This window comes from Pseudomonas sp. JBR1, from assembly GCF_028198185.1.
Classification (GTDB): Bacteria; Pseudomonadota; Gammaproteobacteria; order Pseudomonadales; family Pseudomonadaceae; genus Chryseomonas; species Chryseomonas oryzihabitans_E.
In genome coordinates this window covers 2284220-2300346 of the sequence record NZ_CP116340.1, presented here as the reverse complement: position 1 = coordinate 2300346, position 16127 = coordinate 2284220, and the positions used below count along the sequence as shown (strand labels likewise).

Here is a 16127-nt window from a genome sequence, read left to right as displayed (position 1 = left end):
ATCCGGCTTTAACGCACCACGATCAGCGCGCTGCCAGCGGTCTCCAGCATGTTGCGGGTGTTGCTGCCCATGAAGAAGTGGCGCAGGCGGGAGTGGCCGAAGGCGCCCATCACCACCAGCTCCAGGCCGTGCTGCTTGCGATAGCGCTCCAGGCCCAGTTCCACGTCGCCATCGGTGATGGCGGTGATGACCTGGCGGCCCTGGGCCTGGAGTTCGTCGGCGGCGCGGGTGAGGGCGGCACGGCGCTCTTCGCGGTCGCGGCCGACGGTTACCAGGTGGCAGACGAGGCCATCGAACAAGCGGCAGTGGGCCACCCAGGTCACTGCCTTGCGAGCGCTGCTGCTGTCGTCATAGGCCAGCAGTACGCCGCTGGGTTTGACGAACAGGTGGCCAGCCACCAGCAGGGGACGATGCAGGAGGCGGATGGCGCTTTCCAGATGGCGGCCGATCAGTCGCTTGGGTGGACTGTCCTCGCCCTGGCGACCCAGCACGATGAGGTCGAAGTCTTCCTGCAGGCTCTCCAGTGAAGTCATCAGATCGCCATGCTGCAATACGGCGCCAGCGCAACGCGCCCGCTGCTCTTCCACCCGCAACTGGGCGGCGTCGAGCAATAGACGACCTTGATCTTCCGCCAGATCGCCGCGCCGGACGTCGAGGGCCGCAAGGTCGGTGAGCAGTTGCTCGCGATTGCCCAGCAGGGGCGCCGGAACGCCGTTGCCGGGGCGGGGAAAGCGGCGCTGATCCAGGACGTGGAGCAGCGTGATCGGGACGTCCAGGGCGGTGCCGGCCCAGGCGGCGAAGTCGCAGACGGCGGCGCTCACGGCGGAGCCGTCGAGGCAGGCGAGGATCTTGGACATGGCCGCGGGTCTCCGAAAGCAGGACATTGCTGGGAGAGACCCGAAGGCGCCGTCAGGGGTTCAATCGCCGAGGGCGAGGTCGTCCGTCACGCCGCCACGACGCAGCAGTTGCTTGCAGCGGGCGGACAGGTGCAATACGCGCACCCGCTTGCCGGCCTTGGCATAGCGTTCGTGTAGGGTGCGCAGTGCCGCCACGGCGGAGTAGTCGACGAAGCTCAGGTGGCTGCAGTCCACCACCACCTTGGGCGGATCGCCGGCCGGATCGAACTGGTTGAGAAAGGTGGCGGTGGAGGCGAAGAACAAGGTCCCGTGCACCTGGTACCTCTTGCTGCCATCGGTTTCCAGGTGGCTGTCGGCATAGAGGCGCCGGGCGTGCTGCCAGGCGAAGTTGAGCGCAGCCAGGACGATGCCGCAGAGCACCGCGGTGGCGAGGTCGGCGAACACCGTGATCACGGTGACGGCGATGATCATCAGGGTGTCGCTGCGCGGCACCCGGTGCAGCACGCGCAGCGAGGCCCAGGCAAAGGTCTGCTGGGCGACCACGAACATGGTGCCGACCAGCGCCGCCAGCGGAATGCGCTCGATCAGCGGCGACAGGAACAACACGAAGAGCAGCATCAGGATCCCCGCGACCAGACCCGATAGCCTGCCGCGGCCGCCCGAACTCAGGTTGATCATGGTCTGGCCGATCATGGCGCAGCCGCCCATGCCGCCGAACAGGCCGGACGCCATATTGGCCGCGCCGAGGGCTACGCACTCACGATTGGGCAGGCCGCGGCTCTCGGTGATCTCGTCGGTGAGATTCAGCGTCAGCAGGGTTTCCAGGAGGCCGACCAGGGCCATCAGCACCGCATAGGGCAGGATGATCTGCAGCGTTTCGAGCGTCCAGGGGATGTCGGGCAGGGCCAGCTGCGGCAATCCGCCGGCGATGTGAGCCATGTCGCCCAGGGTGCGGGTCGGCAGGTCGAGGAAATACACCGCCAGCCCCACGCCAAGGATGGCCGCCAGCGCTGGCGGTACGGCACGGGTCAGGCGGGGCAGGAGCCAGATGATGGCCATGGTCGCCAGGGTCAGGCCGATCATCAGATACAGCGGGGCGCCGCTGAGCCAGGTGTCGCCCTGCTTGAAGTGTTCCAGCTGGGCCAGGGCGATGACGATGGCCAGGCCGTTGACGAAGCCCAGCATGACGGGGTGCGGCACCATGCGGATCAGCTTGCCCAGGCGCAGCAGGCCGAAGGCAATCATCAGCAGGCCGCCCAGCACCACTGTGGCCAGCAGGTACTGCACGCCGTGCTGGACCACCAGGGCGACGATCACCACCGCCATGGAGCCGGCCGCGCCGGAGATCATGCCGGGCCGTCCACCAAAGAGGGCCGTCAGGGTACAGATGAAGAAGGCGCCATAGAGCCCCATCAGCGGATTGAGATGGGCAACCAGGGCGAACGCGATGCACTCGGGCACCAGCGCGAAGGACGTGGTGAGACCGGCCAGGATGTCGGCGCGGGGAGAAACACTTTTCATGGCGTATCCAGAACAGGCGACGGCACGAGGGGTACGGTCGCGGAGAAACCATAGGGCGGTACGGAAAGGTCACGCGCCGCAGGCGCGGCTACCAGGAAGGATGGTAGCGCGCTCGACTATGGCGGCGTCGGCAGGCGATTGGACATGGCGGAGGGTCCGTAGGTATCGCGAGGAAAGTTAGCGAGCTTAGCATGACTTGCCGATACTGCCGAATCAGCGACATTGGTGACCGTTTCGTTGGCAGCAAATCGCCATCAGTCAGATCTTTCAAGCTATTGAATTATAAGTATATTGTTCCTGTAACCGCTGTTCGATCCAGGGCTTGAAGACGCGTTGTGCGACCGGATGCGCAGCCAACCTTGCAGCGGTGACCGTGCCGCCTGCTTGCCAGGGCTGTCTCGGCATTCCTGGCGCGCCCCGCTCATCCAGAGTGGCGCCACGCCAGTGATCTTGCCGGCATCCCCGAGATCGGCGCCGAACGCGACACCTGCCTGGTCAAGAACAGGCTGTTCCATACCGCCAACGACTGCTCCATCGAGCGGGAAGACGTGGTGCGGCGCCAGGGGCCTTTCCTCCTGATGCTCGACGACCTCAAGCAGCGCTATCCGTAACGGGTGACCCTGGATCCCGAGGCGATCACCTGCGATGCCCAGCGCCGCCATTCCGCGCTGGACGGAACGCCGCTGTATCAGGACGGCAACCACCTCAAGGTCAGCGGCTCGCGACTGGTTGGCGAACGGCTGCTGGAACGGGGCGACAATCCCCTGCAGGCAGACAGCGCGCCGGCTGAACGGGAGGCCAAGGCCATTCGTCAGGCAGCGTCGGGTTAGGGGACAAAAGGATGACTTCCATTGATCGGCGACAAGGGCGAAGCGCTCAATAAGCCAAACGATTGAGTTACTCTTGCCTCAGGGCCTGGCTATGCACCAGGCCTAGCCTGAACGAGGACAAGAAAACGTGGATATGAACCGTCGGCAATTCTTCAAGGTCGCTGGAGTCGGCCTTGCGGGATCCAGCCTGGCGGCGTTAGGCATGGCTCCCACAGCCGCCTTTGCCGACCAGGTGCGCCATTTCAAACTGGCGCACACCGTGGAAACCCGCAATACCTGTCCCTACTGCTCGGTCGGCTGCGGCCTGATCATGTACAGCATGGGTGACCGGGCCAAGAACGTGGCCCAGAACATCATTCACATCGAGGGCGACGCCGACCATCCGGTCAACCGTGGCACCCTCTGCCCGAAAGGCGCCGGCCTGCTGGATTTCATCCACAGCCCCAATCGCCTCAAGTATCCCGAGGTGCGCAAGCCTGGCAGCAATGAGTGGACCCGCATCAGCTGGGACGAGGCGCTTGACCGCATCGCTACCCTGATGAAGGAAGACCGCGATGCCAACTTCATCGCCACCAACGACAAGGGCCAGACGGTCAATCGCTGGCTGACCACGGGCTTCCTGGCCGCCTCGGCGTCCTCCAATGAAACCGGTTATTTGACGCACAAGATCGCGCGGAATCTGGGCCTGTTGGCCTTCGATAACCAAGCGCGCGTCTGACACGGCCCGACGGTGGCAGGTCTTGCCCCGACGTTTGGCCGTGGCGCCATGACAAATCACTGGAGCGACATCAAGAACGCTAACCTCGTCTTGATCATGGGCGGCAATGCCGCTGAAGCGCACCCGTGTGGTTTCAAGTGGGTCACCGAGGCCAAGGCGCACAACAACGCCCGGCTGATCGTGGTCGATCCGCGCTATACCCGTTCTGCCTCGGTTGCGGACTACTACGCCCCCATCCGGACCGGCAGCGACATTGCCTTCCTGGGCGGGTTGATCAATTACCTGATCACTCACGACAAGATCCAGCACGAATACGTCCGTAACTACACCGACGTAGGCTTTATCGTGAAGGAAGGCTTCTCCTTCGAAGACGGCCTGTATACCGGCTACGACGCTGAAAAACGTACCTATACCGACAAGACTCAATGGGGCTACGAGATCGGCGACGACGGCTTCGTCAAGATCGATGCAACGCTTGAGCACCCGCGTTGCGTCTTCCAGTTGATGAAGCAGCACTACAGCCGCTACACCCTGGAAGTGGCCAGTCAGGTATGTGGTACGCCCGTTGAGGCGATCCAGAAGGTCTGGGCCGAGATTGCTGAGACTTCGGCGCCCGGTCGCACGATGACCATCCTCTATGCCCTAGGTTGGACTCAGCACTCCATTGGCGCCCAGATCATTCGTGCCGGCGCCATGGTGCAGCTGCTGCTTGGCAACATCGGTATGCCCGGTGGCGGGATGAACGCCCTGCGCGGTCACTCCAACATCCAAGGCCTTACCGACCTGGGTCTCTTGTCGATCCAGCTGCCGGGCTACCTGACCATCGGCGCCGACGGCGAGCAGGACTACCACGCCTTCATCGACCGACGCGCCAGCAAGCCGCTGCGCCCGGGACAGATGAGCTACTGGCAGAACTACGGCAAGTTTCACGTCAGCCTGATGAAGGCCTGGTACGGCGACAATGCCACCAAGGATAACGACTGGTGCTACCACTGGTTGCCCAAGGTCGATGTCACGGGTGCCGGCTACGATGTGCTGCGCTACTTCGACATGATGGGCAAGGGTCAGGTCAACGGCTATTTCTGCCAGGGTTTCAACCCCATCGCCGCCTTCCCCAACAAGGCCAAGGTGATGCGCGGGCTGTCCAAGCTCAAGTGGCTGGTGATCATGGATCCGCTGGCCACCGAGACCTCCGAGTTCTGGCGCAACCACGGCGATCACAACGATGTGAATACCGCGGAAATCCAGACCGAGGTGTTCCGCCTGCCCACCACCTGCTTCGCCGAGGAAGACGGCTCCCTGGTGAACTCCAGCCGCTGGCTGCAGTGGCACTTCAAGGGTGCCGAAGCGCCTGCCGAGGGCCGAAGCGACATCGTCATCATGTCCGAACTGTTCCTCAGATTGCGCGAGGCCTATCGCCAGGACGGCGGTGCCTTTCCTGATCCAATCCTGGGCCTTTCCTGGCCCTATGCCAAACCAGGAGAGCCTTCGGCGGAGGAGTTGGCCAAGGAGTTCAACGGCTACGCTGTGACCGACGTGCTCGATGCCAAGGGCGCCGTTTCGGCCAAGGCTGGCCAGCAACTTGCCGGTTTCGGCCAGTTGATGGACGACGGCAGTACCGCCTCGGGCTGCTGGATCTATTGCGGCGCCTGGACCGAGCAGGGCAACCAGATGGCGCGGCGCGACAACAGCGATCCGTTCCATATGGGGCAGACCCTGGGCTGGGCCTGGTCGTGGCCGAACAACCGCCGCATCCTCTACAACCGTGCCTCCTCGGATCTTAGCGGCAAGCCGTGGGACCCGAGCAAAAAGCTGGTGTGGTGGAACGACAAGGCGCAGAAATGGGGCGGTACCGACGTGCCAGACTTCAAGATCGACGGCAAGCCTGGCGACGGGATGAGTCCGTTCATCATGAACCCGGAAGGGGTAGCGCGCTTCTTCTCGCTGGACAAGATGGCCGAGGGGCCCTTCCCGGAGCACTACGAGCCGTTCGAAACGCCCATCGGCGTCAACCCGCTGCACCCCAACAACCGCAAGGCGCTGAACAGCCCGGCGGCGCGGGTGTTCAAGGACGACTGGGCGGACTTCGGCGATCGCAAGGACTTCCCCTATGCGGCCACCACCTACCGCCTGACCGAGCACTTCCACTACTGGAGCAAGCACTGCCGCCTCAACGCCATCATCCAGCCCGAGCAGTTCGTCGAGATCGGCGAGGTGCTGGCCAAGCAGAAGGGCATCGCCGCGGGTGATCTCGTACGCGTCAGCTCCAAGCGCGGCCATATCGTCTGCAAGGCGGTGGTGACCAAGCGGATCCGTCCGCTGCAGGTCAATGGCGAAACGGTGCACCATATCGGCATCCCCATCCACTGGGGCTTCTCCGGCGTGGCGCGGATGGGTTACCTGGCCAACACCCTGACTCCCTTCGTGGGTGACGGGAACACCCAGACGCCCGAGTTCAAGTCGTTCCTGGTCAACGTGGAGAAAGCGTGATGGCAAGCCAAGATATCTACGCCCGCTCCGCGACGACTACGGCTTATCCGTCCGTGCGCAATCAGGCGGAAGTGGCCAAGCTGATCGATGTGTCCAAGTGCATCGGCTGCAAGGCCTGCCAGGTCGCCTGTTCGGAATGGAACGAGCTGCGCGACGAGGTGGGCCATACCCACGGCACCTATGACAACCCGGCGGACCTCACCGCGGACTCCTGGACGCTGATGCGTTTCACCGAGCACGAGGACGAGGCCGGCAAGCTGGAGTGGCTGATCCGCAAGGACGGCTGCATGCACTGCGCCGAGCCGGGCTGCCTGAAGGCCTGTCCGAGTCCGGGGGCCATCGTGAAGTACGCCAACGGCATCGTCGACTTCAACCAGGACCACTGCATCGGGTGCGGCTACTGCATCGCCGGTTGCCCCTTCGACATCCCGCGGATCTCGAAGAAGGACAACAAGGCCTACAAGTGTTCCCTCTGCTCGGACCGGGTCGGGGTCGGCCTGGAGCCCGCCTGCGTCAAGACCTGCCCGACCGGCGCCATCGTGTTCGGCACCAAGGACGAGATGAAGGAGCATGCCGCCGAGCGCATCGTCGATCTCAAGAGCCGCGGCTACGAGAACGCCGGTCTGTACGACCCGGTTGGGGTAGGGGGCACCCACGTCATGTACGTGCTGCACCATGCCGACCAGCCGCAGCTGTACAACCACCTGCCCAAGGATCCGACCATCAGCCCCACCGTGGGGCTGTGGAAGGGCTTCACCAAACCCCTGGCGCTGTTCGCCATGGGCGCGGCGGTGCTGGCCGGTTTCTTCCACTACGTGCGCGTCGGTCCCAACCGGACCGATGACGACGACGAAGTGGTCGAGGCGCCGCCCCGTCACGAGGGCGATGCGCCCAAGGGCGAGGTCAAGCAGCTGAGTCCGTCCGTGCAGATCTTCGATCCGCACGACAAGCAGCCCTAGCAGGTGTACGCCCCCGGTTAGCCGGGGGCGTCCTGGGAGATCGAGATGAAACCTGAAATCCAGCGTTACAACGCCAACGAGCGGACCAACCACTGGATCGTGGCGATCCTGTTCTTCATGGCCGGGCTGTCGGGACTGGCGCTGTTCCACCCCGCGCTGTTTCCGTTGTCGAGCCTGTTCGGCGGCGGCACCTGGACGCGCATCCTGCATCCCTTCATGGGTGTGGCGATGTTCCTGTTCTTCGCCTTTCTGGTGATCCGCTTCTGGCGGCACAACAAGATCGGCCGCGAAGACGCCCAGTGGCTCAAGCAGATCAACGACGTGCTGAACAACCGCGAGGAGAAGCTGCCGCCGATCGACAAGTACAACCCCGGGCAGAAGATCCTGTTCTGGGTGCTACTGGCCTGCATGCTGATCCTGCTGGTCAGCGGCGTGGTCATCTGGCGGCAGTACTTCGCCCACCTGTTCCCCATCCCGGTGATCCGCCTGGGCGCCCTGGCCCACGCCGTCGCCGCCTTCGTGCTGGTGCTGTCGATCATCGTGCACATCTATGCGGGGATATGGATCAAGGGCTCGGTGACCGCGATGATGACCGGTTGGGTCAGTCGCGCCTGGGCCAAGAAGCACCATTCGCTGTGGTACGAGAAGGTCACCCGCGAGAAGAAATGAGCCTGTTGTTGGGCTTCGCTGCGCTCAACCCAACCTACGGATTAGGAGCGCGGGATTTCTCCTGCGCACCGATCTGACCCCCTCTCCCTCCGGGAGAGGGTTGGGGTGAGGGCAGCAGAGCCCAACATCCCGACCCGCCCGCTATCCTGAATCCTCTATCTTCCACCGTTTTGCTAAGGAGCCCTGCCATGGCGGGCCAGATCCTCGAGCCCGGCGAAATCGAAGCCGCGGCCGTCAACCCCGATTTCATCCTCCTGCCTGGTGGCGAGCTGTTCGGCTATCGCGCCGACCGCCTGCGACTGCTGGCCACCGGCAATGCGCTAAGTGACTACCTGCTGCTGATGGCCGACCTGTGCGAGGCCCAGCAAGGGGTCTTCGACCAGCTCGCGCCCCTGCCATTGGACGAGGCCCGCAGCGCCCAGAGCCTGGCGCACGGTCTGCCACCCCTGGGTTACGACACCCTGGTCCGCGAAGGTGACTGGTTGCCCGCGCTGGATGCGCTACTGGAGGCCTGCACGGTCGAGCAGGCGCCGGTACGGGCCGCCCTCGACGCCTTGCGCCAGGCCGATGCCGGCCAGCGCAAGGCCTGGGCCATCGCCCTGCTGGCCGGCAGCTATGAGCTGGTGCCCGCCGGCGTGGTGCCCTTCCTCGGCGCCGCCCTGCAGGTAGCCTGGACCCACTGGCTGCAGCGCAGTGACTTCAGTGCCCTGCGCGAACAGGGCAGCCAGACCCTCTGCCCCTGCTGCGGCGCGCCGCCCATGGCCGGCATCATCCATCACCTGGGCAAGGCCAATGGCCTGAGGTATCTCACCTGCTCGCTGTGCGCCTGCGAGTGGCACTTCGTACGGGTCAAGTGCAGCCACTGCGAGACTGGCAAGGGCCTGGGCTACTACTCCCTGAGCACCGACGACGCCAACGCCCAGAAGGCGCCGCTACGCGCCGAGACCTGCGCCCACTGCAAGACCTACCTCAAGCACCTCTACCGCGACTACGACGCTCGCAGCGAACCCCTGTCCGCCGACCTTGCCAGCCTGGCGCTGGACGTACGCCTGGCGGAAGAGGGCTACGAACGCCACGCGCCCAACCTGCTGTTCGCCCCCGGCTAGGCCGAGCGCCACGACCGCCCGGGGCAGGGCGGTCGTCCTGGCGAACCTTCTTCTACCGGTAGCGGCGGCTACCAGGCACGCTCCTCCGGCAACCGCGGCGGCCCGGCGCTTTTGATGCCAGGCCGCGAGTCTTTGCAGGGCCATTGCACGCCGCTCCCATCGCTGGGAACGGGCTATCACGCCGCTGTCACCCGCAGGTCATCTTGCAGAGCCAGTCTATCGACGAGCACAAAACCTTCTATCACGCGGCGCAGGGAAGGCGTCTAGTATGGAGATTGCGCCGCTTCGTCGGCGTGCCCATCTGATGAGGGGATAACAATGACCGCAACGTCCGTTTTGCCCGTGGTAGGGCTCCTGCCACAGCCGACGCCAGCCTGGCCGTCGGGCCGCTAGGCCACTCTGGCCGGAACTACCACTGTGACAGGCCGCGATCTCGTCGCGGCTGACAACCGGATGAACAAGACCCTGAGGTGCCAAGAAGATGTCGACCGAATCCAAGTGCCCGTTCAATCATGCCGCCGGCGGTGGTACCACCAACAAGGATTGGTGGCCGAATCAGCTCAATCTCAACTTCCTGCACCAGCACTCGTCCCTGTCCGATCCCATGGGAGAGGACTTCGACTACGCCACCGAATTCAAGAGCCTCGATCTGGAAGCGGTGAAGGCTGACCTGCGCGCCGTGATGACCGATTCCCAGGACTGGTGGCCGGCCGACTTCGGTCACTATGGTCCGCTGTTCGTGCGCATGGCCTGGCACAGCGCCGGTACCTATCGGGTCGGTGACGGCCGCGGCGGCGCCGGTCAGGGCCAGCAGCGCTTCGCGCCCCTGAACAGCTGGCCGGACAACGTCAGCCTGGACAAGGCACGCCGGCTGATCTGGCCGGTCAAGCAGAAGTACGGGCGCAAGATCTCCTGGGCCGACCTCATCGTCCTCACCGGCAACGTCGCCCTGGAATCCATGGGCTTCAAGACCTTCGGCTTCTCCGGCGGTCGCCAGGACGTCTGGGAACCGGACGATGCGGTGTTCTGGGGTTCGGAAACCGTCTGGCTGGGTGGTGACGTGCGCTATGGCGCCCACAAGAAGATGGAGCAGCCCGGCGACGGTGTGCTGACCGCACAGCCCGAGCAGCATCCGATGGAGCACAGTCGCAACGATAACCCACAGCGCACCCTGGAAAATCCCCTGGGCGCGGTGCAGATGGGCCTGATCTACGTGAACCCGGAAGGCCCGGAGGGCAACCCCGACCCGGTGGCTTCGGCCCATGACATCCGCGAGACCTTTGGCCGCATGGCCATGAACGACGAGGAAACCGTCGCCCTCATCGCTGGCGGTCACGCCTTCGGCAAGACTCACGGCGCAGGTCCCGCCACCAGCGTCGGTGCCGAGCCGGAAGCGGCTGATCTGGAGCAGCAGGGCCTTGGCTGGAAGAACAGCTATGGCACCGGCAAGGGCGCCGATACCATCACCAGCGGCCTCGAAGTGACCTGGACCTCCACGCCCACCCGCTGGAGCAACGAGTACTTCGAGAACATGTTCAAGTTCGAGTGGGAGCTGTTCAAGAGTCCCGCCGGTGCCCACCAGTGGCGACCGAAGGACGGCGCTGGTGCCAATGCCGTGCCCGATGCCCATGATCCCAACAAGCGTCACCAGCCGACCATGCTCACTTCGGACCTGGCGCTGCGCTTCGATCCGGCCTACGAAAAGATCTCCCGCCGCTTCCTGGAAAACCCGGACCAACTGGCCGACGCCTTCGCCCGTGCCTGGTTCAAGCTGACCCACAGGGACATGGGGCCCCTGGCCCGCTACCTGGGCCCGGAAACCCCGAGCGAAGAATTGCTCTGGCAAGACCCGCTGCCCAAGGCCGAAGGCGCGCCCCTGGGCGAGGCCGAGGTCAAGGCGCTCAAGGATAAGCTGGCCGCGTCCGGCCTGAGCGTGTCCGAACTGGTCGGCACCGCCTGGGCGGCTGCCTCCACCTTCCGCGGTTCCGACAAGCGCGGTGGGGCCAACGGTGGCCGTCTGCGCCTGGCGCCGCAAAAGGACTGGGAGGTCAACCAGCCGGCGCAACTGGCCAAGGTGCTGGGAGTGCTGGAAGGCATCCAGCGTGATTTCCACGGGGAGGGCAAGCAGGTCTCCATCGCCGACCTGATCGTGCTGGCCGGTAGCGTCGGGGTGGAAAAGGCCGCCCAGGCGGCGGGTCATTCGATCAGCGTGCCCTTCACCCCGGGTCGCGTGGATGCCTCCCAGGAGCAGACCGACGTCCATTCCTTCGGGCACCTGGAGCCCTGGGCCGATGGCTTCCGCAACTATGTGGGTGGGGAGTTCAAGGTCAAGCCGGAATTCCTGCTGGTGGACAAGGCGCACCTGCTGAACCTGACCGCGCCCGAACTGACGGTACTGCTGGGCGGCCTGCGCGTGCTGGACATCAACGTGAACGGTGCCAAGCATGGCGTCTTCACCCAGCGGCCGCAGACCCTGACCAACGACTTCTTCGTCAACCTGCTGGACATGGCCACCGAATGGAAGGCCACCGGTCCGGACAAGGCCACCTTCGAAGGTCGTGATCGCCAGAGCGGCGAGCTGAAGTGGACCGGTACCCGGGTCGACCTGGTGTTCGGTTCCCATGCCCAGTTGCGTGCCCTGAGCGAGGTCTATGGCAGTGCCGACGCCCAGGAGAAGTTCGTCAAGGACTTCGTCAAGGTATGGACCAAGGTGATGGAGCTGGACCGTTTCGATCTGCGTTGATCGCCACGTGGTAACCAGAAACGCCTCCTCCGGGAGGCGTTTTTTTGTCCGCGCAACCGACCCGCCACTCATCGCCGATCAATGGAAAGTCGCCTTGAAGGCGCATTACAGAGCCTTCCTTGCGTGTGATACGCCACGTCCGACCCGCCTTAAGCAAACCCTAAGCGCCCCTTAAGGAGCGCATAACCGAGGGAATACAGACTGCGCTAAACACCCAGAGGCTGTCCCCATGGAAGCGCTTGCCGAACTCTCCCTCAGTCTGGTCGAAGGCCCCATCCGCCCCGACCTGTGCCGCGATGAAGTCCTCGCCGATCTGTTCGAGGCCACCGCGACGCGGGCGCCGGAGCGGCCCGCCCTGCTCGAAGGCGAGCGCAGCCTGAGCTACGGCGAGCTGGACGCCTGGGCCGATCGCGCCGCCTCGCGGCTGCTGGCGGCTGGCGCCGGGCCTGGCCGCGTGGTCGGCCTCTGGCTGCCGCGCGGCATCGAGTTGCTGGTGATGCAACTGGCCATCGCCAAGACCGGCGCCGCCTGGCTGCCCTGCGATGCCGATACCCCGGCCGACCGCGTGGCCCTCTGCCTGGAGGACGCCCAGGCGGTCGGTGTCATCACTGGAGCGCCCTTTGCCGATCTGCTGGCGCGTCCCGGGCTTGGCTGCTGGACCCCCGACGAGCTGAGCGTCGCCCTGGCCCAGGGCGAGACCCTGCGCCGGCGTGGCCAGGTCTCCCCGGACAACCTGGCCTACCTGATCTATACCTCCGGCTCCACTGGCAAACCCAAGGGCATCGGCATCCGCCAGGACAGCATCTGCCACTTCTTGCGCAGTGAGAATTCGCTGCTCGGCATCGAGGCCGGCGACCGGGTCTACCAGGGCTTCTCGGTAGCCTTCGACATGTCCTTCGAGGAGATCTGGATCAGCTACCTGGTGGGCGCCACCCTCTGGCTGGCGCCGCGGGAGATCACCGCCGACCCCGAGGCCCTGGCCCGCGCCCTGACCGCCAATCGCATCAGCGTGTTGCACGTGGTGCCGACCCTGCTGGCGCTGTTGCCGGAAGACGTCCCTAGCCTGCGGCTGATCAACCTCGGCGGCGAGATGTGCCCCGAGCCCCTGGTGGCGCGCTGGAGTCGGCCGCAGCGGCAACTATTCAATACCTATGGTCCGAGTGAGGGCACCGTCTCGGCCAGTCTGGCGCAGCTGCACGCGGGCGAACCCGTGACCATCGGCCGCCCGCTGCCCAACTACAGCCTGCTGGTGGTGCCGGCCGATGCCAGCCAGCCGCTGGCCTTGCTGCCGCGCGACCAGGTGGGCGAACTCTGCATCACCGGTCCGGGTGTCGCCGATGGCTATCTGGGGCGTCCCGAACTGACCGCCGAGAAATTCCTGCCCAATCCCTGGAGCACCGGCAGCCACGACCTCAAGCTCTATCGCACCGGCGACCTGGCGCGGGTCGACGAACACGGCCAGGTGCATTGCCTGGGGCGGGTCGACGACCAGGTGAAGATCCGCGGCTATCGGGTCGAGCTGGGCGAGATCGAAGCCACCCTGGCGAGGCAGCCCGGCGTCGGGACCGTGGCAGTGGTGCTGCGCGAAGAGGCCGGCGTCGAGCAACTGGTGGCCTTCCTGGTCGGTGATGGCGGCCCGGTGCCGCGCAGCGACCTGTTGCGGACCGAGCTGGCCGGCTGCCTGCCGCTGTACATGGTGCCCAGCCGTTTCGAGTGGCTCGGCGAGATGCCGCGACTGAATTCCGGCAAGATCGACCGCAAGCAGTTGCGCACCCGGCCGCTGGCCATTGCCGTGGTGGCGCCGGTCGCTCCGGCCAGCGGCGCCCTGGGCGCCGTTCTCGCGGCCACCGCCGAACTGTTTCCCGGCCAGGCGCTGCACGCCGAGATGGATTTCTTCGATGACTTGGGCGGTCACTCGCTGTTTGCCGCCCGCCTGGTTTCGCGCCTGCGTCAGGACTCGCGCTATGCCAGCGCCACGGTCAAGGCGGTCTATTCCGGTCGCACCCTGGGCGCCATTGCCGACGCCCTGGAGGCGGATGCCGCCGAGGCTGGCCAGGCCACGGCCACCGAGGCCTGGGCCCCACCCAGCCGCTGGCGCCGCTGGCGTTGCGGCCTGGCCCAGGCGGCGGCTCTGCCGCCACTCCTGACCCTGCGCCTGGGACGCTGGTTGGCACCTTTCCTGGCCTTCCCGCTGCTGATCCATTCCGGCACCACGCTGCCCCTGGCCATGCTGACCGCCCTGAGTCTGTTCGTCCTGGCCATCGGCCTGGAGTTCGCCGTGGCCCTGGTAGGCAAGCGCCTGACCGGGCGCCTGCAGCCCGGTCGTTATCCGCTGTGGGGCCTGACCTACTACCGCTGGTGGCTGGGCGAACGCTTTCTCGCCCTGGCGCCGGCCTACCTGCTCAGCGGCTCGCCATTGGCCCGTGGCTGGCTCCGGCTGCTGGGCGCCCAGGTCGGCGCCGAGGCCTTCGTCGGCACCCTGACCTTGCGCGTCCCCGAGCTGCTGACCCTGGGGCAGGGCGCCAGCCTGGGCAACGGCGTCAACTTCGAGAACGCCCGGGTGCTGCGCGGCGAGTTGCTGCTTGGCCCCGTGACCCTCGGCCAGGAGGCCCAGGTCGGCTCCTATGCCATCCTCGAAGGTGATACCGCCCTTGGTGACGGCGCTCGCCTGCAGGCCCAGTCCGCCCTGCGCAGCGGTCAGCGCGTCCCGGCCGGACGCAACTGGGGCGGCGCGCCGGCCCACGACCAGGGTGCCGCCGGTGCCCGCGTCCTGCCGCCGACCCCGGTGTCCCGCATTCAACGTACCTTGCTCAAAGGGCTCTATGCCCTCAGCGGCCTGGTGGTCTCGGTGCTGTTCTTCATGCCGCTGTTCCCTCTGGCGCTGCTGATCGACGAACTGGAAAGTTTCGGTGGACTGCCCTGGTGGCACACCTCTTCGCTGCTGCTCGACGCCCTGCAGTATGGGGTGCTGGCGCTGCCACTGGGCGTGGTCAGCGTCGCCCTGACCCTGCTCGGCTGCGCCCTGGCGCGCCGGTTGATCCTGCCGCGCCTGGACGAAGGCCAGTGGTCGGTCGACAGCCTCTTCTACTGGCGCAAGTGGCTGGTCAACCTGATCCAGGAGTCGGCGCTGCAAAGCCTGCAGGGCCTCTATGCCACGGTGTACTCGGCCCTCTGGTATCGCCTGCTGGGTGCCCGGGTCGGCCGTGATGCGGAGATATCCACCGCCCAGGGCCCGGTCTCCTCGTTGCTGGAACTGGGCGCCGAGACCTTTATCGCCGATGCCGTGATGCTCGGCGACGAACAGGTGGCCCAAGGCTGGATGACCCTCAGGCGCACCTCCATCGCCCGCCGCAGTTTCGTCGGCAACGGCGCCTATGTCGCCGACGGCTGCCATATCCCCGAGGACGTCCTGATCGGTGTCCTCGGTCGGCTCGACGAAGGCGTGCCCCTGCGCCAGGGCGAAACCTGGCTAGGCTCGCCGGCGGTGCGGTTGCCGGCGCGGGAAACCCTCACCGGCTACCCGGAAAGCCTGACGTTCCGCCCGGCACCCTGGCGCCGGGTGGCGCGTGGTCTGATCGAGGCCCTCCGCATCGTGCTGCCTACCGGCTTCACCGTCGCCGCCGGCTGCGCCATCGCCGAAGCCCTGGTACCGCTGTGGCAGGCCGGAGCCTGGCTGCAACTGCTTGGCGAGACCCTGCTGGCCGGCAGCGCTTTCGCCCTGGCCAGTTTCCTGGTGGTGCTGGGCCTCAAGTGGCTGGTGATCGGTCGTTATCGCCCGCGCTCGGCGCCCATGTGGACCTTTTTCGTCTGGCGCAGCGAAGCCATCACCAGCCTCTACGAGACCCTGGCCGTGCCCAATCTGCTCGGCACCCTGCGCGGTACGCCCTGGCTGCCCCTGGCACTGCGCCTGCTCGGCGCCCGACTGGGCCGGGGCACCTACCTGGATACCACCGACCTCACCGAGTTCGACTGCGTGCGACTGGGCGATCACGGCGAACTCAACGCCCTGGCCGGTCCCCAGACCCACCTGTTCGAAGACCGGGTGATGAAGGTCGGCGAGGTGGAGCTGGGTGCCGGCATCAACCTGGGGCCGCGCAGCGTTGTGCTCTATGGCGCCCGGGTCGGCGACAACGTGGAACTGGGGCCCCTGTCGCTGGTGATGAAGGGCGAAACCCTGCCAAATCACTCGCGTTGGGAAGGTAACCCCGTTCAGCCCCGTCGTTAGGACTGTCAT

General features: G+C 65.7%; 9 protein-coding genes. 7 read left to right on the top strand and 2 right to left on the bottom strand.

The window, feature by feature from the left end; genetic code table 11:
- Positions 1-8: 8 nt before the first annotated feature.
- Both PJ259_RS10635 and PJ259_RS10630 read right to left on the bottom strand, forming a co-directional pair.
- Entirely contained in the window at positions 9-857 is an 849-nt protein-coding gene (locus PJ259_RS10635; RefSeq protein ID WP_271655716.1) for a universal stress protein, read from the bottom strand.
- Positions 858-917: 60 nt separating this feature from the next.
- Positions 918-2378, bottom strand: a complete 1461-nt coding sequence (locus PJ259_RS10630; RefSeq protein WP_271655715.1) for a SulP family inorganic anion transporter — start codon at positions 2376-2378, stop codon at positions 918-920.
- A gap of 614 nt (positions 2379-2992) precedes the next feature.
- Here PJ259_RS10630 and PJ259_RS10625 point away from each other — a divergent pair.
- The 7 genes from PJ259_RS10625 (at position 2993) to PJ259_RS10595 (ending at position 16118) form a co-directional block, all read left to right on the top strand.
- Positions 2993-3208 (top strand): SGNH hydrolase domain-containing protein, encoded by a 216-nt coding sequence (locus tag PJ259_RS10625; RefSeq protein ID WP_271655714.1) that lies wholly within the window; start codon positions 2993-2995, stop codon positions 3206-3208.
- A 127-nt stretch (positions 3209-3335) separates the two neighbouring features.
- Positions 3336-6416: a formate dehydrogenase-N subunit alpha gene (fdnG, locus tag PJ259_RS10620; RefSeq protein WP_156428969.1), complete on the top strand. Its 3081-nt coding sequence runs from the start codon at positions 3336-3338 to the stop codon at positions 6414-6416.
- Complete coding sequence (fdxH, locus tag PJ259_RS10615) at positions 6416-7375, top strand: formate dehydrogenase subunit beta (RefSeq protein WP_160923247.1); 960 nt, start codon at positions 6416-6418, stop codon at positions 7373-7375. Before fdnG ends, fdxH begins: the two co-directional genes overlap by 1 nt.
- Before the next feature lie 45 nt (positions 7376-7420).
- A complete protein-coding gene (locus PJ259_RS10610; RefSeq protein ID WP_059315878.1) occupies positions 7421-8044 on the top strand; it encodes a formate dehydrogenase subunit gamma in 624 nt (207 codons plus the stop codon).
- Between the two features lie 188 nt (positions 8045-8232).
- Positions 8233-9150 (top strand): formate dehydrogenase accessory protein FdhE, encoded by a 918-nt coding sequence (gene fdhE, locus PJ259_RS10605; protein ID WP_059315877.1) that lies wholly within the window; start codon positions 8233-8235, stop codon positions 9148-9150.
- Between the two features lie 481 nt (positions 9151-9631).
- Complete coding sequence (gene katG, locus PJ259_RS10600; RefSeq protein WP_271655713.1) at positions 9632-11893, top strand: catalase/peroxidase HPI; 2262 nt, start codon at positions 9632-9634, stop codon at positions 11891-11893.
- Positions 11894-12122: 229 nt separating this feature from the next.
- Positions 12123-16118: a Pls/PosA family non-ribosomal peptide synthetase gene (locus PJ259_RS10595; RefSeq protein ID WP_271655712.1), complete on the top strand. Its 3996-nt coding sequence runs from the start codon at positions 12123-12125 to the stop codon at positions 16116-16118.
- The last annotated feature ends 9 nt before the right edge of the window (positions 16119-16127 follow it).

Bases quoted from the DNA above. Each gene is read 5' to 3' on its own strand.
- fdxH (WP_160923247.1), top strand. From the start codon at position 6,416: ATGGCAAGCCAAGATATCTACGCCCGCTCCGCGACGACTACGGCTTAT.
- PJ259_RS10635 (WP_271655716.1), bottom strand. From the start codon at position 857: ATGTCCAAGATCCTCGCCTGCCTCGACGGCTCCGCCGTGAGCGCCGCC.
- PJ259_RS10630 (WP_271655715.1), bottom strand. From the start codon at position 2,378: ATGAAAAGTGTTTCTCCCCGCGCCGACATCCTGGCCGGTCTCACCACG.
- PJ259_RS10595 (WP_271655712.1), top strand. From the start codon at position 12,123: ATGGAAGCGCTTGCCGAACTCTCCCTCAGTCTGGTCGAAGGCCCCATC.
- fdhE (WP_059315877.1), top strand. From the start codon at position 8,233: ATGGCGGGCCAGATCCTCGAGCCCGGCGAAATCGAAGCCGCGGCCGTC.
- katG (WP_271655713.1), top strand. From the start codon at position 9,632: ATGTCGACCGAATCCAAGTGCCCGTTCAATCATGCCGCCGGCGGTGGT.
- PJ259_RS10610 (WP_059315878.1), top strand. From the start codon at position 7,421: ATGAAACCTGAAATCCAGCGTTACAACGCCAACGAGCGGACCAACCAC.